General features: G+C 62.1%; 24 protein-coding genes, 1 tRNA gene and 3 pseudogenes. 13 read left to right on the top strand and 15 right to left on the bottom strand.

Features of this window, described 5'->3' with window-relative positions; translation table 11 throughout:
* A partial coding sequence (locus AC1DVM_RS17050; RefSeq protein ID WP_477256237.1) for a type II toxin-antitoxin system Phd/YefM family antitoxin occupies positions 1–206 on the bottom strand: 206 nt, incomplete at its 3' end.
* A gap of 142 nt (positions 207–348) precedes the next feature.
* Between AC1DVM_RS17050 and AC1DVM_RS17045 the strand changes: the two genes are divergently transcribed.
* Positions 349–753: a DUF4345 domain-containing protein gene (locus AC1DVM_RS17045; protein WP_477256241.1), complete on the top strand. Its 405-nt coding sequence runs from the start codon at positions 349–351 to the stop codon at positions 751–753.
* A gap of 115 nt (positions 754–868) precedes the next feature.
* Positions 869–2,275 (top strand): DUF5939 domain-containing protein, encoded by a 1,407-nt coding sequence (locus AC1DVM_RS17040; RefSeq protein WP_477256235.1) that lies wholly within the window; start codon positions 869–871, stop codon positions 2,273–2,275.
* Positions 2,276–2,443: 168 nt separating this feature from the next.
* On the opposite strand, the gene AC1DVM_RS17035 is transcribed toward AC1DVM_RS17040, so the two are convergent.
* Both AC1DVM_RS17035 and gatB read right to left on the bottom strand, forming a co-directional pair.
* Positions 2,444–2,950, bottom strand: coding sequence for a GNAT family N-acetyltransferase (locus tag AC1DVM_RS17035; protein WP_477256233.1), 507 nt, complete (start codon positions 2,948–2,950; stop codon positions 2,444–2,446).
* Positions 2,951–2,964: 14 nt separating this feature from the next.
* Positions 2,965–4,437, bottom strand: coding sequence for an Asp-tRNA(Asn)/Glu-tRNA(Gln) amidotransferase subunit GatB (gene gatB / locus AC1DVM_RS17030; RefSeq protein ID WP_477256231.1), 1,473 nt, complete (start codon positions 4,435–4,437; stop codon positions 2,965–2,967).
* Positions 4,438–4,659: 222 nt separating this feature from the next.
* Between gatB and AC1DVM_RS17025 the strand changes: the two genes are divergently transcribed.
* Positions 4,660–4,968: a hypothetical protein gene (locus tag AC1DVM_RS17025; RefSeq protein ID WP_477256229.1), complete on the top strand. Its 309-nt coding sequence runs from the start codon at positions 4,660–4,662 to the stop codon at positions 4,966–4,968.
* 61 nt (positions 4,969–5,029) lie between these two features.
* Here the strand turns inward: AC1DVM_RS17025 and AC1DVM_RS17020 are convergent, their stop codons facing one another.
* The 4 genes from AC1DVM_RS17020 to AC1DVM_RS17005 all read right to left on the bottom strand — a co-directional run bounded on the left by AC1DVM_RS17020 (position 5,030) and on the right by AC1DVM_RS17005 (position 7,986).
* On the bottom strand, positions 5,030–5,323 hold the full coding sequence (locus AC1DVM_RS17020; RefSeq protein ID WP_477256227.1) for a hypothetical protein: 294 nt from the start codon (positions 5,321–5,323) through the stop codon (positions 5,030–5,032).
* Positions 5,320–6,840 carry an Asp-tRNA(Asn)/Glu-tRNA(Gln) amidotransferase subunit GatA gene (gene gatA / locus AC1DVM_RS17015; RefSeq protein WP_477256225.1) on the bottom strand — a complete coding sequence of 507 codons (1,521 nt, stop codon included), beginning with the start codon at positions 6,838–6,840 and terminating at the stop codon, positions 5,320–5,322. The genes AC1DVM_RS17020 and gatA overlap by 4 nt, the downstream gene beginning before the upstream one ends.
* 95 nt (positions 6,841–6,935) lie before the next feature.
* Positions 6,936–7,223, bottom strand: a complete 288-nt coding sequence (gene gatC / locus AC1DVM_RS17010; RefSeq protein ID WP_477256223.1) for an Asp-tRNA(Asn)/Glu-tRNA(Gln) amidotransferase subunit GatC — start codon at positions 7,221–7,223, stop codon at positions 6,936–6,938.
* 64 nt (positions 7,224–7,287) lie between these two features.
* Positions 7,288–7,986 (bottom strand): metal-dependent hydrolase, encoded by a 699-nt coding sequence (locus tag AC1DVM_RS17005; RefSeq protein WP_477256221.1) that lies wholly within the window; start codon positions 7,984–7,986, stop codon positions 7,288–7,290.
* Between the two features lie 151 nt (positions 7,987–8,137).
* On the opposite strand from AC1DVM_RS17005, the gene ruvX reads away from it, so the two are divergent.
* Positions 8,138–8,635, top strand: coding sequence for a Holliday junction resolvase RuvX (ruvX, locus tag AC1DVM_RS17000; protein ID WP_477256239.1), 498 nt, complete (start codon positions 8,138–8,140; stop codon positions 8,633–8,635).
* Positions 8,636–8,657: 22 nt separating this feature from the next.
* On the opposite strand, the gene AC1DVM_RS16995 is transcribed toward ruvX, so the two are convergent.
* The gene (locus AC1DVM_RS16995) at positions 8,658–9,065 is read right to left on the bottom strand and encodes a hypothetical protein (protein ID WP_477256219.1); all 408 of its coding nucleotides are present in this window, start codon (positions 9,063–9,065) and stop codon (positions 8,658–8,660) included.
* 183 nt (positions 9,066–9,248) lie between these two features.
* Here AC1DVM_RS16995 and AC1DVM_RS16990 point away from each other — a divergent pair, with 183 nt between their 5' ends.
* From AC1DVM_RS16990 to AC1DVM_RS16975, 4 genes are all read left to right on the top strand, one after another.
* On the top strand, positions 9,249–9,620 hold the full coding sequence (locus AC1DVM_RS16990) for a hypothetical protein (protein WP_477256217.1): 372 nt from the start codon (positions 9,249–9,251) through the stop codon (positions 9,618–9,620).
* Between the two features lie 191 nt (positions 9,621–9,811).
* Positions 9,812–9,885: transfer RNA gene (locus tag AC1DVM_RS16985), tRNA-Gln, on the top strand.
* A 272-nt stretch (positions 9,886–10,157) separates the two neighbouring features.
* The gene (locus tag AC1DVM_RS16980) at positions 10,158–11,801 is read left to right on the top strand and encodes a hypothetical protein (RefSeq protein ID WP_477256215.1); all 1,644 of its coding nucleotides are present in this window, start codon (positions 10,158–10,160) and stop codon (positions 11,799–11,801) included.
* 441 nt (positions 11,802–12,242) lie between these two features.
* A complete protein-coding gene (locus tag AC1DVM_RS16975; protein WP_477256213.1) occupies positions 12,243–12,923 on the top strand; it encodes a hypothetical protein in 681 nt (226 codons plus the stop codon).
* Here the strand turns inward: AC1DVM_RS16975 and AC1DVM_RS16970 are convergent.
* A complete protein-coding gene (locus AC1DVM_RS16970; RefSeq protein WP_477256211.1) occupies positions 12,920–13,117 on the bottom strand; it encodes a hypothetical protein in 198 nt (65 codons plus the stop codon). The two genes, AC1DVM_RS16975 and AC1DVM_RS16970, sit on opposite strands and share 4 nt — an antisense overlap.
* A gap of 69 nt (positions 13,118–13,186) precedes the next feature.
* Between AC1DVM_RS16970 and AC1DVM_RS16965 the strand changes: the two genes are divergently transcribed.
* Positions 13,187–13,336: a hypothetical protein gene (locus AC1DVM_RS16965; protein ID WP_477256209.1), complete on the top strand. Its 150-nt coding sequence runs from the start codon at positions 13,187–13,189 to the stop codon at positions 13,334–13,336.
* Here AC1DVM_RS16965 and AC1DVM_RS16960 read toward each other — a convergent pair.
* Positions 13,333–13,755, bottom strand: a pseudogene (locus tag AC1DVM_RS16960) (IS5 family transposase); the annotation flags it as partial. The gene AC1DVM_RS16965 and the pseudogene AC1DVM_RS16960 sit on opposite strands and share 4 nt — an antisense overlap.
* Positions 13,756–13,757: 2 nt before the next feature.
* On the opposite strand from AC1DVM_RS16960, the pseudogene AC1DVM_RS16955 reads away from it, so the two are divergent.
* Positions 13,758–13,976 (top strand): annotated as a pseudogene (locus tag AC1DVM_RS16955) (ATP-dependent helicase); the annotation flags it as partial.
* Between the two features lie 691 nt (positions 13,977–14,667).
* Here AC1DVM_RS16955 and AC1DVM_RS16950 read toward each other — a convergent pair.
* Positions 14,668–16,041, bottom strand: a complete 1,374-nt coding sequence (locus tag AC1DVM_RS16950; protein ID WP_477256207.1) for a M20 family metallopeptidase — start codon at positions 16,039–16,041, stop codon at positions 14,668–14,670.
* Positions 16,042–16,161: 120 nt separating this feature from the next.
* Between AC1DVM_RS16950 and AC1DVM_RS16945 the strand changes: the two genes are divergently transcribed.
* Positions 16,162–17,298, top strand: a complete 1,137-nt coding sequence (locus tag AC1DVM_RS16945) for a M14 family metallopeptidase (RefSeq protein WP_477256205.1) — start codon at positions 16,162–16,164, stop codon at positions 17,296–17,298.
* Positions 17,299–17,311: 13 nt separating this feature from the next.
* Here the strand turns inward: AC1DVM_RS16945 and AC1DVM_RS16940 are convergent, their stop codons facing one another.
* Positions 17,312–18,223 (bottom strand): polysaccharide deacetylase family protein, encoded by a 912-nt coding sequence (locus AC1DVM_RS16940; RefSeq protein ID WP_477256203.1) that lies wholly within the window; start codon positions 18,221–18,223, stop codon positions 17,312–17,314.
* A 210-nt stretch (positions 18,224–18,433) separates the two neighbouring features.
* On the opposite strand from AC1DVM_RS16940, the gene AC1DVM_RS16935 reads away from it, so the two are divergent.
* Entirely contained in the window at positions 18,434–19,285 is an 852-nt protein-coding gene (locus tag AC1DVM_RS16935; protein ID WP_477256201.1) for a transporter substrate-binding domain-containing protein, read from the top strand.
* Between the two features lie 519 nt (positions 19,286–19,804).
* Positions 19,805–20,050: pseudogene (locus tag AC1DVM_RS16930) on the top strand (IS481 family transposase); the annotation flags it as partial.
* 20 nt (positions 20,051–20,070) lie between these two features.
* Here the strand turns inward: AC1DVM_RS16930 and AC1DVM_RS16925 are convergent.
* The 3 genes from AC1DVM_RS16925 to AC1DVM_RS16915 all read right to left on the bottom strand — a co-directional run.
* Positions 20,071–20,724: a hypothetical protein gene (locus tag AC1DVM_RS16925; protein WP_477256199.1), complete on the bottom strand. Its 654-nt coding sequence runs from the start codon at positions 20,722–20,724 to the stop codon at positions 20,071–20,073.
* 55 nt (positions 20,725–20,779) lie between these two features.
* Positions 20,780–21,658, bottom strand: a complete 879-nt coding sequence (locus tag AC1DVM_RS16920; RefSeq protein ID WP_477256197.1) for an alpha/beta hydrolase — start codon at positions 21,656–21,658, stop codon at positions 20,780–20,782.
* A gap of 43 nt (positions 21,659–21,701) precedes the next feature.
* A partial coding sequence (locus AC1DVM_RS16915; RefSeq protein ID WP_477256195.1) for a thiamine pyrophosphate-dependent enzyme occupies positions 21,702–22,452 on the bottom strand: 751 nt, incomplete at its 5' end.

Raw genomic sequence — 22,452 nt, 5'->3', positions numbered from 1 at the left:
GCGATCGACCGCAACAACTGCTCGGCATTGGCCGGTGTGCTCAGCAGATGGAGCGTCTCCCGAAGACCTTCGAGTTCGGCTAAAGGCATCAGGACGACAGGTTCGTGATTTTGACGGGTGACCACAAGCTCGGTACGGTCTTGCTCAACCCGGTCGAAATGCTTCGCCATACTCGTCCGTAATTCGGTGAAGGTGACGTGGGACACAGTTTCTCTCCAAGAGCATGTACAGATATATGTACATGCTCCGTGCAATGCAAATCGCCTGCGCTCTTTTCCTCGGGGTGATTGATCTCTAGCCCGAAAGGATCAAAATCTCAAAGCGTTTGGAAGGCGGGAGATGACCATGTTGGAGCAGGAACGCAGGCGCCTGCAGCAGGCCGTGGCGCTGGTGGCGCTCATTCCCGTGGCGGTCGGGCTCTACGGGGTCCTGTTCGGGCAGGCTTTGACCGGCGACAGGGTGAGCATTTCGGCCGAAAGCCATTTCCGCTTCCTGTCCGGGCTGCTTCTCGGCATCGGAATCCTGTTCTGGTCCACGGTGCCCAGCATCGAGCTTCACACCGGTCGGTTCCGCCTTCTCACTCTTCTGATCGTGATCGGGGGCCTTGCCAGGCTGACGGCCTTCGCGCTGACGGGTCTGCCGTCCTTCTTCATGATCGGCGGACTTTTCTTCGAGCTCGTCGTCGCTCCGGCCCTCTGCCTCTGGCAGACCCGGGTGGCGAACCGCTATGCGGAAGCTTTCGGCGTCGCCTGAACGGCCGAAATCATAAATTGTCCCACTTCTTGTCCTAGGGAGGTGGGTGCCGCCGGATCGATGCGCTGCCAGCGCGCGGTTCGATGCGGCGTCGTGTGCTCGCACAGGTCACCCCATGACCCAGCATCAGCCGCTCCYCACCGTCCTGCGCCAATCCGCCGATCCTGCCGTCGTCGACGCCATGGAACGTGCGATCCAGGAGGCGCCGGACAGTGAACTCAACCGCATCAACGTCCTGGCTTTCGCCAAGAAAGAGGGACTGGACGTGGAGAAAACCATCGCGGCGTTCCTGCACGCCACCCGGCTCGGCATCTTCGAAATCTCCTGGAACGTGCTCTGCCCCGGTTGTGGAGGCGTTCTGGATGCAGGATCGAGCCTGAAGACGATCCGGCAGCCCTCCTACAGCTGCGCCCTATGCGGCGCAGGCTACGAGCCCACCCTGGACGAGATGGTCGAGGTGACGTTCACGGTCACCCCCCGCATCCGAAAAATCGCGGGTCACGATCCCGACTCGCTTCCCATGTGGGACTACGAAAGGCAGTTCTTCTGGGGCTCGGGCGTCGACTTGCCCGACAACTTCGCGGAGATCGTCGACGAAATCGTTATCGATTCCATGGAGCTGCCGCCTGGCGAACGGGCGTCGCTCTCCCTGCAGCTTCCGGCGGAGTTCGTCATCGTTTTCGATCCGGTCACCCATTCGGCGCAGTTCATCGACGTGAAGGGGGAGCCGACCAAGGAGCGCCAGAACCTGTCTCTGGTCTTCAACGAAGCGCATGCGCAGCATGAGACCGTCGAGATGCGGCCGGGCCCCTTGCGCCTCACCCTCGACAACCGCACCTCCCGGCGGGTCTTGCCGGCGGTGTGGATCGCAGGCGAGAAACTGCACGCCATGCTGGGTCGAAGGAGGCCCTTCCTCACGGCGAACCGCCTGCTCTCGAACCAGACATTTCGCGATCTCTACCGAACCGACACGCTCGACATCGACCAGCGCCTGAAGATCACCAGCCTGACTTTCCTGTTCACGGATCTCCAGGGCTCCACGCAGCTCTATGAACGGGTCGGCGACCTCGCGGCCTATGATCTCGTGAAGGAGCATTTTCGCGTCCTTCAGGACATCGTCGGGGCCGAGACCGGAGCGGTGGTCAAGACCATCGGCGACGCCGTGATGGCGACGTTTCCCACGCCCGATCACGCGGTCGCGGCCGCTCTGCGGATGCGGGACGAAATGCGCAAACTGAACGAAGCACGTGGGCGCGAGGACTTGATGCTGAAGATCGGCATTCACGAGGGACCATGCCTCGCCGTGATGCTGAACGACCGGCAGGATTATTTCGGCCAGACCGTCAACATCGCCTCACGAGTGCAGGATCTTGCGAATTCGCATGCCATCTTCGCCACCGGTGCGGTAGTGGAAGACCCGCTGACATCCCAGTTGATGGAAAGTCATCATCTGCATCCGACCGAGCGGCGCACGGCCATTCGCGGTGTGCACGACGAGTACTCGGTCTACGAAATTCCCTAGACCATCCCCGTCATTCCGGGACCGCGGAGCCGGAACCGGAACCCATAAACGCCGGCGATCGGAGGATCGAAAGAACGGTGGCGGCTTTTTCGTGAAGGTTAGCGTTTATGGGTTCCGGGCTCCGCTTGCGCGACTCCAGAATGACAGAGGCGTGTCGCGAGCCAGAGCTCAGAGATCGCGCTCGAACCGCACTTCCATCGAATTCGAGATGTCCCCGAGCGGGCGTTCGCCTGCGAGCTGTCGGTATCCAAGCCGCTCGTAAAGACGATGCGCCGCGCCGAACCGGGTATCGGACCAGAAAAACAGATGTCGGGCGCCCTTACGGCGCGCGACATCCTCCACATGCGCCACGAGCCTGCCGCCGAGCCCGCGCCGGCGCTGATCCGGCCGCACATAGAGCCGATGCAGTTCGGCCACGCCCGGCTCGGGAAAATCGACCGCCACGCAGGCGCAGACCCGGCCCCGTTCGTCGTCGAGCACCCAGAACGCACCGCCGTTGCGGGCGAAAGCCCGCCCCGGCGCGCGAAGGTCCGGCAGGTCGTCATGGGGGTCGACGAAGCAGCCGGGATAATCCGCGAAGCAGAGCGACAACAGCCCGAACAGATCCTGCGCATCCTCATCGGCCGCCGGACGCAGCCGCAGGTCGGAATCCGGGATGATGGCGGAATCGTTCATGGTAATCTTCGCCCTCACTCGATGCCGAGCTTCGCCTTGAGAAGTTCGTTGACGGCCTGCGGATTGGCCTTGCCGCCGGTCGATTTCATGACCTGGCCCACGAACCAGCCGAGAAGCGTCGGCTTCGCCTTCGCCTGTTCGACCTTGTCCGGGTTGGACGCGATGATCTCGTCGATGGCCTTCTCGATTGCGCCCGTGTCGGTGACCTGCTTCATGCCGCGGCTTTCGACGATCTGGCGCGGGTCGCCGCCTTCCGTGTAGATTATCTCGAACAGGTCCTTGGCGATCTTGCCCGAGATGACGCCCTCGGTGATGAGATCGACGATGCCGCCGAGCTGGTCAGCTGAGACGGGCGAGGCTGCGATGTCCTGGCCCTGCTTGTTGAGGCGGCCGAAGAGTTCGTTGATGACCCAGTTCGCCGCGGCCTTCCCGTCGCGCCCCTTGGCGACAGCCTCGAAGAAATCCGCCGACGCGCGCTCGGCCACGAGAACGCCCGCATCGTAGGCGGTGAGGCCGTAATCGGCCATGAAGCGCGCCTTCTTGGCGTCGGGCAGCTCCGGGAGATGGCGCGCGAGCTCGTCCACATAGGCCTGGTCGAATTCGAGCGGCAGAAGATCCGGATCGGGGAAGTAGCGGTAATCGTGCGCTTCTTCCTTCGAGCGCATGGAGCGGGTCTCGCCCTTGCCGGGATCGAACAGGCGCGTTTCCTGGTCGATGGTGCCGCCGTCCTCGATGATGCCGATCTGCCGGCGAGCCTCGTATTCGATGGCCTGGCCGATGAAGCGGATCGAATTGACGTTCTTGATTTCGCAGCGCGTGCCGAGTTCCGCGCCGGGACGGCGCACGGAGACGTTCACGTCGGCCCGCAGGTTGCCCTTGTCCATGTCGCCGTCGCAGGTGCCGAGATAGCGCAGGATGGTGCGCAGCTTCGTCACATAGGCCTTGGCCTCGTCCGCGGAGCGCATGTCAGGCTTCGACACGATTTCCATCAGGGCGACGCCCGACCGGTTCAGGTCGACGAAGCTCATGGTGGGGTGAAGGTCGTGGATCGACTTTCCGGCATCCTGCTCGAGGTGGAGCCGTTCGATCCGCACCGTGATCGACTCGGTCTCGCTGACGTCGACGATCACCTCGCCCTCGCCCACGATCGGGCTCTTGTACTGGCTGATCTGGTAGCCCTGGGGCAGGTCGGGATAGAAATAGTTCTTGCGGTCGAAGGTGCTGCGCAGGTTGACCTCGGCCTTCAGCCCCAGCCCGGTGCGGATGGCCTGGCGGACGCATTCCTCGTTGATCACCGGGAGCATGCCGGGCATGGCCGCGTCCACCAGCGAAACGTGGCTGTTGGGGTCGCCGCCGAATTCCGTCGAGGCGCCCGAAAACAGCTTTGCCTGGGTGTTCACCTGAGCGTGAATCTCCAGTCCCAGCACGATCTCCCAATCGCCTGTGGCGCCCTTGATCAGTTTCTTCGGGTTGACTGGAGCGTTCATGCCGTCTCGCGCCTTTATGTGCCGTCGTTTCCAGCCCGGAGTAAGAGCCTTAACGGGCTCGGGTCAACCCCCTTCGGGGCCTCCGAAGCCGTGGGACGGGGGAGTGCCCGCATATGCTGGTTCGGCATTTTTCCACACCCAAACAGCAAATTGCCAAGCCTCGATGAAACCACACGGGAATTTGGACGTTGTGCCTGTGTAAAAAGATCAAGGAGCTTACAAATGGCAGTAGATCCGATGGATCGCGATCCCAACGTCTACAATCGCGAAACCAACATTTATGAACGCGAAGGCCGTAGTTCCAACACTCTTGCCTACCTGATCGGCGGACTTGTTGTGGCCTTGGGCCTCCTCGCCTTCCTGTTCTATGACGGCGGGACCCGCGATGTCTCCACCACCGGCAGCACCGCGCCCGTGACGGAAACCGCTCCGGCGACCAAGATGCCGGCTCCGAGCGCTCCGGCGACCCCGGCGGCCCCAGCTCCTTCGAGCCCGGCTCCTGCCGCTCCGAAGGCCCCTGCTCCGCAATAAAAGCGCAGGACGTTAGAAATTCAACACAAAGGGTCCGGCTTCGGTCGGGCCCCTCGTTCGTTTATCGATGGGAGAATTTCCTGGCCGCGTAGGCGCCCGTAGCCCAGAGGAACGCCGCGATCGTCCTCACAGGCAGAAGCGTGGGATTGTCCCCGCCGACCGGCGCCATCCACGGCAAGCCGAGAGCCGAAATCGCCCAGGACACCAGAACCGATCCCAAAAGGGCGGCGATCGCTGCGATGAAGACCTTGCCGAATTGGTCTGCCTTCCAGCCGAGGATCACCGCGATGGCGATGAGAACAGGATCGAAGGCGGCAAGGAGCCAGACAGAAGCCGGGATGACCGGAGGCGTCATGCCCCCGCCCACCAGGGGGACGGCAGCGTGATGCGCCCGGCCGCATCCTCGATAGCCTGACCCGCTGCGAAGAGCGTCTCTTCGTCGAAGGCCCGCCCGATCAGCTGTAGGCCCAGCGGCAGACCCTGTGAATCGAGACCGGCCGGGACCGCGATCCCGGGCAATCCCGCCATGTTCACGGTGACGGTGAAAATGTCGTTCAGATACATCTCGACCGGGTCCGCCGCGCCCTTCTCGCCGATGCCGAAGGCAGCGGACGGGGTGGCCGGCGTCAGGATGGCGTGGACGCCTTTGGCATAGACCTCTTCGAAATCGCGCTTGATCAGCGTGCGGATCTTCTGCGCCCGCACGTAATAGGCATCGTAATAGCCGGCGGACAGCACATAGGTGCCGATCATGATCCGGCGCTTCACCTCCCGGCCGAACCCTTCGGCGCGGGAGTTCTCGTACATCTCGGCGATGTCCTTGCCGGATACGCGCAGGCCGTAGCGCACGCCGTCATAGCGGGCGAGGTTGGACGAGGCCTCGGCGGGCGCGACGATGTAATACGCCGGCAGGGCATATTTCGTATGCGGCAGCGAGACCTCGACGATTTCGGCACCGGCGGCGCGCAGCCAATCGGCGCCCTGTGCCCAGAGCTTCTCGATCTCCGGCGACATGCCGTCGACCCGATATTCCTTCGGAAYGCCGATTTTCAGGCCCTTCACGCCGCGCGAAACGGCCGCCTCGAAATCCGGCACCGGCAGGTCCGCCGAGGTGGTGTCCTTCCGGTCGAGGCCGGACATCGAGCGCAGCATGATGGCGCTGTCCCGCACCGTGCGGGTGATGGGGCCTGCCTGATCGAGCGAGGACGCGAAGGCCACCGTTCCCCAGCGGGAGCAGCGCCCGTAGGTCGGCTTGATGCCGACCGTGCCGGTGAAGGCCGCGGGCTGGCGGATCGAACCGCCCGTATCGGTCGCGGTGGCGCCGAGGCACAGATGGGCGGCGACCGCCGAAGCCGAGCCGCCGGACGAGCCGCCCGGAACGAGATGGGTGCCCTCGATCACGCCCGCGCCGCCGGCGCTCACATTCGAGCCTTCGCGCCGCCACGGGGAAACCACGGGCCCGAAGGCACTGGTCTCGTTGGACGAGCCCATGGCGAACTCGTCCATGTTGAGCTTGCCGAGCATCACCGCGCCGTCATTCCACAGATTCTGCGTGACGGTGGATTCGTAGGCTGGGTTGAAGTTCTTGAGGATGTTCGAGCCGGCGGTCGACACCACCCCCTCGGTGCAGAACAGGTCCTTGATGCCGAGCGGGATCCCCTCGAGGGGGCCGCCCTCCCCGCGCCCGATCTTCTCATCCGACGCCGCCGCCATGGCGAGCGCCTTCTCCGGCGTCTCCAGCACATAGGCATTGAGCGCCCGCGCCTTCTCGACCGCCACGATGTGGGCCTTGGTCAGTTCTGTCGCGGAAAAGCGCTTGGCCTTCAGCCCGTCACGGGCCTCGGCGAGCGTCAGATGGGTGAGTTCGGTCACGACGTTCGATCCTCGTCATCTTGAGGCGCGTTAGCGCGCCCTTTGATGGTGATGGGGGTGTGGTGGCAGGATTCCGTGCGCCCTCGCACGGGACCCTATTCGACAACCTTCGGAACGAGAAAGAAGTTGTCTTCGGCAAGCGGCGCATTGCGAAGGATCTTGTCGGCGCAGAACCCGTCCGTGACGCCGTCCTGCCGCATGCGCATGACCATGGGGGTCACGGAGGTCATGGGCTCGATCCCCTCGACATCCACCTCGTTGAGCTGCTCGACGAAGGACAGGATCGCGTTGAGCTCGCCCTGGAGGTGCGGGACCTCTTCATCCGCGACGGCGATGCGCGCCAGATGCGCGATGCGCCGAACCGTTTTCTGATCGACCGACATGGATCGCCAACCCTTCCTTCGAATATCGGCGGGCTATAACACCCCCCTGCCGTCACCCGCAATGTCAGATGCGCAGACCCACGGTCTYGTGCGGCACCACCACCTGCACACCCTTGCCGTCGAGCGCGGCCACGAATTTGTCCGCGTTGGGCTCGAGCATCGAGAACGACCCGTAGTGACAGGGAATGGCCGCTTTCACCCCACCGAAATACCGCTCGACCGCCAGGGCCGCGACCCGCGGGCCCATGGTGAAACGGTCCCCGATGGGCACGATCACCACGTCGGGCCGGTGGATTTCGGCGATGAGCGCCATGTCGCCGAAGATGTCCGTGTCGCCCATATGGTAGAGCGTCGGTTCGCCCGGCGCCTTGACGATGACGCCGTTGGCGCTCCCGACCGGCGTGTTGGCGCCCATTTCGACGAGCGCCGCCGAATGGTCCGCCCGCACCAGCGTGACGGTAAAGCCCCCCTGGTCGGTGGTGCCTCCCGTGTTCATCGGGTCGGCATCGAGGCCCTGCGACCCGAGCCAGCCGGCCAGATCCGCATTCGCGACGATTTTGGCGCCGGTTGACTTCGCGATGGTGAGGCTGTCGCCCACATGGTCGCCATGCCCGTGGGTGATGAGAATGTGCGTGACGCCCTCGGACGCCTTCTCCGCCCTGCCCTCGAAGGCAGGATTGCCGGTGAAAAACGGATCGATGAGCACGACCTTGTCGGCGAAATCGAGCCGAAATGCGGAATGTCCGAACCAGGTGATCTTCATGGCGTCCTCGCTGTCTCTCGGCGTTGAGCTAGGGCATCGGGGTGAAAATGGCTATAACCACGCTCCCATCTGCATGAGAGGAATTTCGGTGAACGCGACCGATACCGAACTGACGGCCTTCATCGACGGCCTCGCGCCGCGCGCGCGATTGATGGGTATCGATCTCGGTACGAAAACCATCGGCCTCGCGCTGTCGGACGTGGAACGGCGCATCGCCACGCCGCTGGAGACCATTCGCCGGGTCAAATTCACCCCCGATGCTTTGCAGATCAAGGCGCTGGCCGAACGTTACGCGGTAGGCGGGCTCGTGATCGGGCTGCCGCTCAACATGGATGGCAGCGAGGGGCCGCGCTCGCAGGCGACGCGGGCCTTCGTGCGCAATCTCAAGCCYCACCTGCCCCTGCCGGTGATGTTCTGGGACGAGCGCCTCTCCACAATGGTGGTGACCCGCACCCTGCTGGACGCGGACGCTTCACGGGCCAAGCGCGCCGAATCGGTCGACAAGATGGCGGCGGCCTACATCCTCCAGGGGGCGCTCGACCGGTACGAGCGTATGGTCTCCGATGCCGAAGACGCCGCCGAGGAAGCCGCCCTGAGGGCCGATTACGATACGCGAACGCCGCCCGAAGGCGGCGCTCTCGACGATTAGGTCGGAAAACCGATCGAGCGGGTCAGAACCCGTTCGCGCGGTTCCAGGCCCGGACCTGCTGCTTGGTGTAGACCTGCGGCGGACGGCCGGGGTTTGCGCGGGGCGGCTGAAAGCGAGGCTCCGCATAACGGTGCGGCGGACCTCCGCGACCGCGAGGCGGTCCATAATAGGCGCCCGGAGGCGGGTAATATTCGCGGCGCGGCCGTCCGTAATCCCCATAATAGGGACGCGGCGGCGGATCGTAATACACCGGCGGAGGCGGCGGGGCGTAGTAGACCGGGGGCGGCGGTGTATCGTCGAAAAAAAACTGGACATTCTGCACGGAACTGTCCGTCATCGGCGACAGGTGAAGCGGGGCGGCCTGGGTGCTGCCGGCGCCCAGGACGAAACCCGCCGCCACCGCGCCGAGAACCCATCGGTTTAAACTCATGTTTCAATCTCCTGCGGGCCGAATCCGGCCTCGCTCGTATCGCTGATCTTGTCCCACGAAGTTGAACATTCGATGAACCCTTAAAATTGGAGCTCGTTTGAGGCCGGCCAATCCCGCTTGCAAGAACCACCCGGTCCTCTGCTAGATTTCGGCGCGATGAGAGGGGATTCCATGAAGTGTCTGATGACGGGCGCAGCGCTCGCGTTGATGGCAGCCTTGCCGGCCCATGCCCAGCAGGCCCCCATGGGACCGCCCGTCAACACCCTCCAGGAGATGGGCGCGGCGCTCTGGTCCTGCTGGTTTCCGCCCGCGGGGACGCAGAACTTTCAGGTCACCATCAGTTTCAGCTTCAAGCGAAACGGCGACGTCCTCGGCAAGCCCCGCATCACCTATTCGACCTTCAACGGCTATGTGGAGGAACAGAAGCGGATCATGGGCCTGATCCTGAGCTCGCTCGATGCCTGCACCCCCGTCGCCGTCACGCCGACGCTTGGCGCCGCCATCGCCGGACGCCCTTTCACCATGACGTTCACGTCACCCTCGACGAAGAGCTAGACAGGGGCGGTTTGCGGCACCCTGGAATCGGGGCAATCTTTCAGGATCAGCGCCGGTCAGAATAAGGCTCACGAGCGGTTGACCGGGATTAAAAAAGCCCCTATCTCAGCGCCACCACGAAAGTTGCTTGCACCTCTCCGGCCCGGCCGGCCCGCTTTTTTTGAAAAGCGCCGCAAGATCAACGGCTTCGTTGGGGGATAGTTTAATGGTAGAACAGCGGACTCTGACTCCGCTAGTCAAGGTTCGAGTCCTTGTCCCCCAGCCACTCAACAAAACCTAGTAATTCCCTGAAATATAATGTCTTTTGCTCTTGCTGACGGATCCGACCGGGGCTCCTTGCGGATCAACAGAATCCGCCATTTTGGGTGAAAAACACTGCGCAGAATCCGGCTGGTGGATATGCAGTGGATATGGAATCAATAGCCATATCCACTTTTCGAGGTCCGTCATGCCCACCGAACACGTGCGATTTGGCCCGGCGATCCTGAGACGGGCCCTGGCAGAAATTGACGGCCGGCACCCCTCGCAGCCCCGCTCGTGCTGCGCGATCCAACCGAGCGCGGCCTGACAATCCGTGTCCAGGGTAAGAGGGCGGCCTGGTACCTGAAATTCAATGGCACCTTTAAACGGCTCGGGGCCGTCGGCAACCCTGAGACCAAGCCGGACTTGCGCCGGAGCGGGGTTCTCTATAGCGGTCGCGAGGCGGCAGAACTCGCCGGACGGGTGCGCCAATTGCTGCGCCTTGGTCAGGACGCTAGCGACTACCTCTCGAGCCGCGCCTTGGGACTTGGCCACGCCCGCGCGGTCGGCACGATCGGGTCAATCAGCGCGCGCGCCGCCGGCGCGTGGACGTGGGAGACGCTCGTCGACCGCTTCATCGCCGACAAGATCGCACAACCGACCATCACTTATACGGGTAAGACCCGACCGCCCTCCCCCAAAACCGCCAAGGAGGTTAGCGCCATCCTGGGGCACTCCGACCTTGCCCCACTGAAAACGGTCCTTTTGCGCGACCTCCGCAAAAGCCAGATCGAAGCCCTTCGCAATAAATGGAACGACGACAAGCGCACCGGCGCCCAGCGCAAGCTCGTCGTCTACACGAAATCTGCCCTGCGCTGGGCCAAGGCTCATCACGACGCGGCCGGACTTGGCGATATCCCGCCATGGTGGCTTGAGCTGCGGCACGTAAGGCACGCCACGAGGGCCCAGACGCGGATAGACACCGGCGGGGCACCGGTCGCGGCCCTGACTCCGCAACACGTCGCGATGCTGCTATTCATCGCCGAGAAGCACCGCGTTGCCCCAGGACGCAAGCTCGCGCTGCGCACCAACGAGATCACCATGGCGGCCTTGTGGTGGGTGGCGCTGAGCACGCAGCGGACCCATGCCGCCTATGCGGTCCGGTGCGCTCGCATCGATGACCGCCGGGCCGACAAAGGGTGGTACGAAGTCGCTTGGCTGCCGGCCGACATCAAAAGCAAGCGCCACTTCACACTCCCCGTCCCCACCGAGATGTACCGCCGCACGCTCGGCCGCGCGCTTGCCGCGCCGAACCGACGTCAGAACTCGGTGTGGGTCTTCGCCTCGAGTCGGTCCAAACTGCGTGGCCGGGATGAAATGGCTGACAACCCAGTGTCCGACAGCGTTTTGAACAGCTTGCTGAACCGGTTGCGCGGGAATGGAGAGGGCTGCGCAAGGTCGGTCGACTTGCTAGCAAAAGCAGGATTGCGGCATTTCACCCTGCACCAATTACGCGACGCGCTGGCGACCTTCCTCGCCTCGGCGATCGACCTTCCCGGCGCAGCCGCGTCGGCGATCCTGGACCATGAGCCAGAGGGGCTCGAACCGACCGCGCGTGAGGCCGCGGTCACGCGTGACCATTATAACAAGAGTCAACGCCTCGCTCTCAAGGCGCGTGGCCTTGCCGTGTGGAACGAGGCGATCCTGACCGAGTATGAAAGGCTCGTGCGGGAGGAACGAGTGAGACGGTATGGGGCCCGGTTTGAGGATCCGGCGATGCGGGGCCAGCTGCTGGCGAACCTGCAGCCGGCCGAAGCCTGGTTGTTCGACTGCCATCTGCCGCCGGCGAACGCTACAGGCTCATCCCGGCATGATCGCGCCGGCCTCTCAGGCGACGACGCACACCCGGTGTACACGCCGAAACAGCCCGATGGATGGTGACGCCCCGGCGTGCAGCCAATCTCGGTCAATCCAGCGTGACGTGGAAAGCCGTCAGGCACCAGTGGGGTCCAAGGACTGACCGATCGTGGTCGCGACGAACTGTGTCGATCGCCAGCAATCGTCGTCGTCGGGAGCAAGTTTAAGGATGTGACTTAGGCTCGTACGAAAGGCGCTATCTTGCCCGGGCTGGGTGGCAACGACATCCTTTGCCGCGGTGGGCGTGAGAAGGTGTTCAGCTTGAGGTCGGGGGCGCGACCGCATCCGGGACTTTGGAGGCAGCGCCCGCGATCGGGACGACGTCAAAAATTTGACGTTGCGAAGCACACCCGCGACCAGAACAGGAATGAAATAAGCCCTTTCGGCAGATACTCCTCTAACGCTAACCTTCACTAGGAGTACTATAGAACCTTGAGTTGTGGCAGGGATGGGAAGCAGTACCGGATGAACAATCGTTCTTTTCTGATCGCGTCGTCATTCGCGCGCCTCGCGGCGAGAACGGGAGGCGGAACGCGGATCGTTGAAGGTTATTTTCCTGCCTCGGGCGAGCGCAGCACCTCGGTCCGGCTGGAGGGCGAGCGGGGAGCCGTCGTCGTGACCGGCGCTCAGCGTGCGGAAGGCGGCGTTGAGCGCGCCGAGATCCCGCGCAGCCACGCCGAAGCCCTGCTGGCCGCGACTGCCGGTCGGATCGACTGTCTCCGCACGAGCCTCTCGATCGRCCAGCAGGTCATTGGCCTTGTTCGCATCGTATCACCAGGACTCCTTGATCTCATCACAGTAGAGTTCGACAGCGATGAGGCAGCACATTCGTTTCAGCCGCCGGCGTGGTTTGGTCCCGAGATTAGCGATGAGCCCAGCTATCGAAACGGCGCCATCGCTCTGGAGGGCGTCCCGGAACCACGAGAGATGGAAGCGACGAACGCCGGTCTCGACAGCCTGCTCGACGCGCTGGAAAACCGCGTCACTCGACAGGCGGCGGCGGTGCTCACCGAGCCAGCAGTACGCGCACGCCCAATCGCGCCACCGCAACCCGAAGCCGCCGCGCCCGACGAGGCGGAGGTCGCGGTGATCGAGGACGACGTGATCCGCGGGCTCGCCCGATCCTTGCGTCCGCAGCGCCGTTAAAGAGGGGCGACGCGGACGCCTTGGGGATTGAAGCTCACGCTGGCGAAGACGACGTCGTTGCCCTCGCCTTCTGCTTCAATGACCAAGTGGCGCGTATCGCCAATGTGGAAGATGTCGTCGCCACGACCGCCGGAGCGTTGGTCCGCGTCCCTGGCGCCTGCGAGCGTCTCGTTGCTATCGCCACCGTACGACACGTCGCCCCCCGCCACCCGTTTAGGACGTCATTGCCGGTTGCGCCATGAAATGACGTCATTGAGCAACGAGTGCCTGATGACATCGTCGCCGGCGACAAACAGCGCCGAGGAAAGCTTCGGCGCGTGATCGACCGGAACGTCGGCGCCGGTGTTTCATCTGCTATCATGTCGTGCTCGAATACCACTGCTTATGCCGACAACGTAGCCGGCGAGTTTTAGTGTCCGGACTCGTATCCAGTAGCTGCCGCGATGCAGACGGCGGAGAGAAAGTTGACGGCGAGGCGGTCGTATCGCGTGGCGACGCGCCTGAAATCCTTGAGGCGGCAGAACATGCGCTCGATGGCGTTTCGGTCGCGGGAGAGCATCGGTGAAACGCAGTTCTTCCAGCGGCGGTTAGCCTTCGGTGGGATGTTCGGCATCGTGCTGTTCTCCTCGACCTGCCGGCGGATGGCGTGGCTGTCATACCCCTTGTCGCCGTGCAGAATGCGGGCGGCCGGCATCTGCTTCAGCACGGCCGAACCCGCCGTGCAATCAGCGACCTGGCCGCCGGTGAGCAGAAACGCGATGGGTCGGCAGTCGCGATCGGTCAGCGCGTGGATCTTGGTCGTGCGCCTGTCGCGCGACCGGCCGATGGCCTGGTATGACGCGAGCCAAGGATGACCTCCATCTCATCGTTCCGCAAAGGTTCTACACCCACCAACAATCCGCTGTCGGCGATCGCCACGTATACGCTGCCCGATCACGCTTCCTTCCAAGCGCCCTTCTAAAGCTGTTCGGAAGAGTTTCTTGGCCGCTGGCGGTTCCCGCGGCCCCGGGGACCCCCTCCGGCATTCGTGTCGACATTGGAGCCCGGATGCGGGTTAGTGGCGATAGACCCGCCGTTCGCAGGTGGGGTGAGGGCAACAGGTCGTTTAGTCCCTGCCCTGTCTGGCATGAAGGTGCCGGCCGCATAGCGAGCTTTAGGTGAAAAAGGCGGCGACGCCTAAAGCGCCGCTTCGATCGTCTTACAATCCCACTCTGTACATTCTTCCTTGCAGATGGTGTTGCCCTCTGAAGTCGTCGAGCATTTATAGACTGTCTTTGTACACTTGCAGATATCGATAGTGGGCCGCTTGATCCCGCCCGCACCACCGCCAGTATTCTTTCTAAAGACCACCACGGCGAGTTTGTCGCCTTCGTAGTGAATAGTGGTGTCGGGTCCGCTTGGGAGGGTCTTGACCCGCCGCGATCTAGGAGTGGTAATCCTGCCTTCGGATCTAGCAGACTGCTTTCTGACGGCCATGAAGGCCTCCCTGGTTGTACGCAGTCGATAACAGGCTGATCGATGTCTTGAGTGAATATATACGAAACTCGCCTTCGAAAGAAGGCTGCTTAAATGGGAACAGCGCCCGGGTTCACATGTGAATTAACTTGCCCGAATGAACGCTTTCGTTTCTGTCCTCGCGTTCCGCATTAAATTATAGATGGGTTCGACGACAGGTGGTTGCTAAGGATTGCGAAAAATCCTTGCAATCCAACGACGTCCGGCGGGTGGGGTGTCCCTCAAAACCTCACGGCCTATTTCCAAGGTCCCAGTAAAGCCCTGCCATAATCGCAAGCCCTTCGCGCACGATAAACGTAGGCAAGTGCTCGTCCGGTCCGTGTTGCTGGCATCCCGGGTAAGAATGAGGAACCCAAATCGTGGGCAGGCTGAGGACATGTGCGAAAATGTCGTTCGGCAGGGTCCCACCCAGATTGGGAAGGATCGCCGGCAACGTCCCCGTCGTCTCCTCGATGGAACCCGCCGCCCACGTGACCCATGGATCCGCCGGGTCGAGCCGCGTTGCCAGTGACATCTCCTCGACTTCCTCGACCTGGACGAAACCCAGACCATGTCGCGCAAGGTGTCGGCGCAGCGCCGGCACAATGTCCGCCGCATCGATTTCGGTCACGAACCGCAGTTGGCAGCGCGCCCATGCGCTCGGGGGAACCGCATTGACGGGTGCGTCGGGATTTCCGGACCGCATGGCCAGGACATCGAACGAGCACCAGCCGAACACCTGTTCTTCGGCGGTGAGTCCCGGTTCGCCCCAATCGCTATCAAGCGCCGGCCCGTCGGGTCCGGGATCGATCCTGAAGTCTGACAGAAYGGCGCGCACGGAGTCCGGGATTCCCTCCGGTCGCCAAGCGTCCACCTGAATTCGGCCGCTCGGCGACGTAATGGAGCCGATGGCATGGGCAAGCTGGATTGCAGGGTCGGAGAGCACGCCACCCCAATTTCCCGAATGATGTCCGCCCTTGCGCGCCACGATGGAAAGGTCGAACGTTGCCACCCCACGCGTTCCGAGAAAGATCGTCGGACGTCCCATCGTGAGACGGGGGCCATCGGAGGCGATGAGCACATCGGCCCGGAATCGATCACGCTGATCCGCGCATAATTCGCGCAATCCCGGCGAGCCGACCTCTTCACCCATCTCGATGAGAAACTTCGCATTGAAGCCGAGCTGGCCTCGAACCTCGAGCACCGCCTCAATCGCGGCGATGCAGATCGCATGTTGACCCTTGTTGTCGGCAACGCCGCGCCCGTACCATCGGTTACCAACGGGCGTGAGTGCCCAGGGCACCAGCCCCTCAATCCAGGTCGATTCCATGCCGCGAATGACATCGCCGTGGCCGTAGCCAAAGACCGTCGAAAGGTGCTCCTGCTCGATGCGTTCCGCGAATAAAAACGGCGCCCTCGCGGCCGGGTGCACCAGAAGCGTACAGGTGAAGCCGAGGGACTCGAACCAATGTTGCATTTCCTCGGAAAGGTAGGCGTGCAAAACGCTCGTCCGATCGGGGTCTTGGCTCTCCGTCGGCATTGCGATGAGCCGTCCCAATCTCGTCTGGAAGGTTCCGGAATCGAAAAAACTCTCGGCCTTGGAGATCGCGTCGGCTCGTTTCATCGTTCTCGGATCCTTGTGGTGATCAATGCGCGCGGCTCACGAATCGCGTTCGGGATGTTACAGAACCGGGAAGGCTGCGCGGCGTCAAACGCGCGGACGCGCAACGAGGAGGAGGACGCGATGCACCGGGTTGAAGAGATGGAGATTCCGCAAGGAAGTTTTGGAACGACGCGCCGGTTGCAGGTTCATCGCTTTGGCGAACCCGGATCCGGCCCCAAGATCTACGTCCAAGCGGCGCTGCACGCGGACGAGACGCCGGCGATGCTGGTCGCCCACCATCTTCTCCAGCGGCTTGTCGTGATCGATCGTGCCGGAGATCTGAAGGGTGAGATCGTCGTCGTCCCGTTCGCCAATCCGATCGGCCTCTCGCAGCGTATGTTGAACATGCATATCGGCCGGGGCGACCTTGGGGGTGGCGGCAATTTCAACCGCAGTTTTCCGGACGTGTCCGATGTCGTGGTCTCGCGGTTGAAGGGAAAACTCGGTGACGACGCCTGCGCAAACGACCGCATCGTTCGGGCGGCCTTGCGCGAAGCGGTGTGTGAGCTACGGGGCTACCTCGAACTTGACGCCCTTCGCGTCCGTCTCCTAGGCCTTGCGATCGACGCCAATATTGTCCTCGACCTGCATTGTCACTTCGAGGGCGTTACGTATCTCTATTGCAACGAGGCAGCATGGCCGGCGGCCGCTGCGCTATCCGCCCAGGCGCAGAGCCGCGCCACCCTTCTTTCAACCGGTGGAGCGGGCGGCAGCTTCGACGAGTCCTGCGATCTTCCCTGGGTTCGCATCAAGGAGGCCTATCCCGACGTTCCGCTCAATCACGGCTGCATTGCCGTGACGATGGAATATCGCGGACAGGCGGATGTAAACGACGACCTCGCCGCGTTCGACGCGGATGCGATCATCCGTTTTCTCCAACGCAAGGACGCGATTGCGGGTGACCCAGGAGAGTTGCCGGCTGCGCTCTGTGACGCGACGCCGGTCGATGCGGTGGACCATGTGCGGGCGTTCACCCCTGGAATTATCGTGCACAAGGTGGAACTGGGCGAGTCCGTCAAGGAAGGCCAAGTCGTAGCAGAGGTCGTATCGCCCGAGGCACCGCTCGACACACCCCGCACTGTCCTGCGGGCCCGCGCTGACGGGATCGTGTTCGGGCGGTTGTTTTCACGCATCGCCCGTCCAGGGACCGCTTTCCTTTCCCTCGCTGGGAAAGACCCGGCAAAGGTCAAGGATGGTCTCGGAGATCCCTATCCGTAGCGGGGATCCTATTTCATGGGGCGAGTGCCTTGTCCTTGCACCATTGGGCTACATCGGCGTGCGTGGCGAACCAGCATCCGCCACGCACCTTCATATGGTGGATCAGCCGTCGCAGGATGCCGATCCGGCTGCGGTGGCCGATGACATCCGGGTGAAGCRTCAAGAGGAAGAGGCCGCGTTCTTCCCAGGCTTCGTCGAACTCCGCCTTGAAAATCTCATCCACGGCGGAGGGGGCCGTGTAGGGGCGCAGAGCCGAAAATCGGTCCATGACCAAATAAGCCGCGTCGTCCCTGATCCACTCGGGCGGAAGTTCGACGATGCCGGTGGGATTGCCGTTCAGACACAACTCATAGGGTTCGTCATCGGCCATGAGGCTCGAATCATACAGCAATCCCATCTCGCGGATGATCTCAAGCGTGTTCGGCGAAAAATCCCAGCTCGCAGTCCGCATGCCGACGGGATCGCGTCCCGAAATCTCGGACAACTTCTCGGCTGCGCGAAAGCTTAAGTCGCGTTCGACCCTGTAGGGCAGAAGATTATTACGCTCATGGATCCAGGAGTGAATACCGATCTCATGTCCGTCCTGTACGACGCCGCGCACCTCGTCAGGGTAGAGCATAGCCGACACCGCCGGGTAGAAAAAGGTCGCGGCAATCTCTTCGCGTTCAAGGAGCGCGCGGATGCGGGGCACGCCTCGACGAGAACCGTAATGACCCTGGCTGATCAACATCGGACTCTTCAACCCGTCCCTGAGCGGGATCGTATCATGGTCCGCATCGAACGACAGCGCCACGGCGCAACGCGCGGCGTGCGGCCAGGCGGCGGGCGTGAGATCGCGACCTGCGCGCGCACGCCCGACGATCTCTCGCCACTTCGATTCCGGCCATTCGTAGGGTTCACCCTCAACGTCTTTTTCAGTGTTCATCCCCRTCTCCTCGTCACTTAACGGCGGCGCGTTGCAATTTCTCAAAGTCGCCTCGTCCGACTTCGCCAGTCGCAGTACGCAGGTCGGCATTTGACTTGCGCCGTGCAACCGGGCAGCTAACCTCACTCGCGCCAGAGCCGGGCCAACCAAACTGCAGTTGGACCGTCCTCGCTCAACCGTAGCAGAACTTGAACAAGTGATAGAAACGCAATGAAAATGCAAAAATTTGTGGTGTGTGCGGCTTCACTCGTCGCGCTCGTTGTTGCGTACGCGCCGCCGGCGGGGGCTAAGGAATGGACACAAATTACTATCGGCGTGGAGGGCGCGTTTCCACCGTACAATTCAACATCCGCAGACGGGAAGGTGGTCGGCTACGACATCGACGTCGCCACCGAGATGTGCAAGCGGGCGAACCTAAAATGCGATATTGTTGCTCAGGATTGGGATAGCCAGGTGCCGGCTCTCCTCGCGAAGAAATTCGACGCCGTGCTGACCATGGGCCCTAACCCGAAGCGTCGTGAGGTTATGGACTTCACGGTTCCCTACGCGAGAACGTCTAACACTTTCGGTGTCCTTAAATCGTCCCCGCTTGCCAAGCTCCCCAAGACCGGCGAGGCGATGTCCACCAACGAAAAGGCAGCGTGGCAGCCAGTGCTCGAGCAGATCCAGGCCGCACTAAAAGGGAAGACGATCGGTGTTCCGCTGTCGACCAGCCAGCAGCAGTTCATCGAGGAGACCTTCAAAGGAGATGTCACGGTGAAGACCTACAAGTCTTCGGAACAGCATACTCTTGATCTGCTGGCGGGACGTGTGGACGCCGTTTTCGACAACATCGTGTATCTACGGGACGCCGTGGCCCGTCCGGGCAACGAAGAAGTTGTCATGGCGGGTCCCCTGCTGGTCGGAGGCATCATGGCCACTGATACCTGTCTTGGCCTTCGAAAGGGCGAAGAGGACCTGAAGGCGAAACTCGATCCCGCCCTCACGTCGATGATCGCCGATGGAACGATGAAGACCCTCTCCGAAAAATGGTTCAAGTTCGACGTAAGCCCAAAATCATAGCGCTGTCCTTCAACGTCGCGGCGGGATCCAGGAAGGTTCCCGCCGCTTAGCTGATTTAGGGGCGCGGTCAATGGAGCATCGGGCCCGTTCGTCGCCGGCACGCCCTCAACACCGCGTTTGGGCCGAGGAACGGGTCTGGGAACTTTCGGAAGATCGAGTTTGATCCGCTCATAAGGGATCTTGCACTGGATGAGCGACATAAGGTCGAGACGCGCCCGGTACACTAATCGGATAGCACAATATTCCAGGGACTGACGGGCGTATCGGCGCCGCGCAGCGCGCCTCCTGAAAGGCCTGCCTGTGGTTCCACCGGCGGCGGAGCGACTTGGTATCCATGGCCCGAGCCTCGAATGCTTGACCGGATCCTCGATCCGATCGGCGAACCGAAGTTGCCGTGATTGACGATCGGCGCTCGAAGAATTTCCCCCGTTGCGGAATAAGATCGAAGCAATTCCTCATCAATCTTAAACTATTGTCGCTCTAATTTGGAATTGCTTGGCAACCCGTTCCTCAGAGGGGACAAATGGCCAGGTCGAGCGAAATGAACCGCACCACCAAGGATGCGCCGTCAAGCGATTCCACTACGACGATCACGACCAACTCAGACGACACCTCGCCGACTTCGTCTCAGCCTACAATTTCGGACGACGCCTCAAGACACTCAAGGGCCTCACGCTCTACGAATTCATCTGCAAATGCTGGACAACAGAGCCACATCGATTCATTCTCGATCCAATCCATCAAATGCCGGGACTGAACATCTAGCTCCGCTCCGGGGCAATGCCTTAAGGCTTGGCAGTTGTCATGACGACCTCGCCGAAGAGGCGGTTCGCCACCGCGCGGGGCTTTGCTGCATCCTGGGGAGTGGTTGGGACGAAGGAGCTCTTTCCGCCTTCCAACTCCATCGGGAGAACCATGACGCGAACAAAGGCACTGTTCTCGGAATGAGTGTTGGTTCCGATGACCGGTTCCAGTCCACTCTCGAACCAGGCATGCCCCGCGTCGATGCGTTCGATGCTATCTCCGATCTCGGCTTGCAACCGCCCTTTGATAAGGCGGCGCATGCCCGGCCCGCGATGGCCGTGACGTGGGGTGGCAGATCCAGGGGTCGATTCAATCCGATCCGCGCGCAGAAGCCACGCCGGCGCGAGGTCGAGGGGAAACCGGCGGGAAAGCACGATCGACAGGTCTGGAGCGGCCAGCAATTGTCGGCCATCGGGTCCGACTTCGTAGATCCAGACATTACCTTCGCCCGCGATGCGGCTGCGTTGACTAATGAACGCGCCCTCGCCGGATTGGACCTCCACCTTCGTTCCATCGGTGTCGATCATCGCCCTCCCTTGGTGCACATAGATGAAACGATGCACGTCACCAGGCAGATCGATCGGTGCCTCGCTAAGAGCGAGATCATAAAGCGTCATGCGCCAGTCTGGTGGCATGGTGTCTCCTTGGTCATCATGAGCTTCCTCACAAGAGCGGTAGGGGCGGACAGCCTTATTGCGGATCAGCGCTTAGAAGTGTCGCCCGGAGAAGAGGGCTGTTGGCATCGAGGTATTGTTGGATGATGTTAAAGTGATTGTAGCCTGGGAGGACGTGAACCTCGGGATCCTGTCCGTTTCGCCTTAGATGATGGGAATACCGAAACGACTGATCGATCCAATGCCAGGGTTCGAGGCCGCCGACAATGATCCATGACGGGCAAGTCACAAACGGCTGCCGCTTCTCCATGTTGTGGCGTTCCGCGATCTCCGCCGTCAGTTTCAGCTCCTCGTTCACGGTGGTGCGCATGGCCGGGCTGGGGTCGAAGATGCCACTGATCATGACGGAACCTGCGATGAACCCGGGATCAATCCCGCGCGCCTCCCAATCGACGGCCATCAGCTCGGCGCACAGGTGCGCCCCAGCGGAGTGCCCTGAAATACTGATCTTAGACGGATCACCCCCGTAATCGGCGATATGACGATGCACCCACTCTAAGGCAGCAACCGCTGAATCGGCGACGCCATCGAGCGTCGATCCTGGACAGAGTTCGTAATTGGCGATGACCGTCGTAATTCCTTTTGGCACAAGGACCCCCGCCAGAAACGCGAAATTTTCCTTGTCCTGCGCGCGCCAGTAGCCACCGTGAAAAAACATCTTAACCGGTGGCGCGCCGTCTCCCTGCCGCTCCGCGGGATAGATGTCGAGTTTGCGCAGCCCGTGCTCGCCGTACGCGACGTCGGCATGACATTTCAAAGTGGCACGCGCCTCCGCGTTGGCGGGCGCCCTCAGGGCCTGATAATCCTTGAAATTGGGAAAGGCACACTGCGGATTGTAATGAAACTCGTGGTCCTTGTCAGAAAGCGGTGCCCACGCGGTTCTTTCAAAGTTCATCGATATCTCTCCAACAAGACAGGGACTCGCGATCGTCAATGGATTAGCGGTGCGTGCTCTGGCGCTCAAACGAAGCCTGACGCAGCTTTGACAGACTGGATCGGACCGACAATGCGTCCTCGTCGACAATCAGCTCGATCAACGCACTCCCCTTGGCGTCGAGCGCCCGTTCCAAGGCGCCCCCGAAGTCCCCCGTCCGATCCACCCGCTCCGCCTGCAGTCCGTAGGACCGGGCCAGCATCACGAAATCAGGGTTTGCGAGTGCCGTGCCGTAGACCCGCCCCGGATACTCCCGTTCCTGGTGCATCCGGATCGTGCCATACATCCCATTATTCACGACCAGGAAGAGGATCTTGGCGCCATATTGAGCCGCGGTGGCAAGTTCCTGGCCGTGCATCAGGAAACACCCGTCCCCGCTAATTGAGAGAACGGTGCGCTCGGGACACGCCAGCTTGGCGGCGATTGCCGCGGGAACGCCGTATCCCATCGCGCCAGAAGTGGGGGCAAGCTGAGAACGGAAGGTCCGAAACACCCAGTGGCGATGAACCCAGCCTGTATAATTGCCCGCCCCTGAACAGACGATCGTATCGTCGGGCAAAGTCTCGTTGAGATGCATCATGATCCGGCCAAAATCGAGAGCGCCGGGCTGGGGCAGAGGGGCAAGGCTGTGTTCATAATCCGCCCGCGCCGCCCGCACCCACTCGCCCCACGGCCGCGTCGGGAGCGGCGGGCGTCCCGCCAGGGCCAGCGCGAACGATGCGGTTCCGGCATTGATGGGCAAGTCGGCCTGGTAG

Source organism: Microvirga sp. P4_A5, assembly GCF_056402495.1.
The sequence above is the reverse complement of the archived record's forward strand: the minus strand, read 5'-3'. Positions and strand labels throughout refer to the sequence as shown.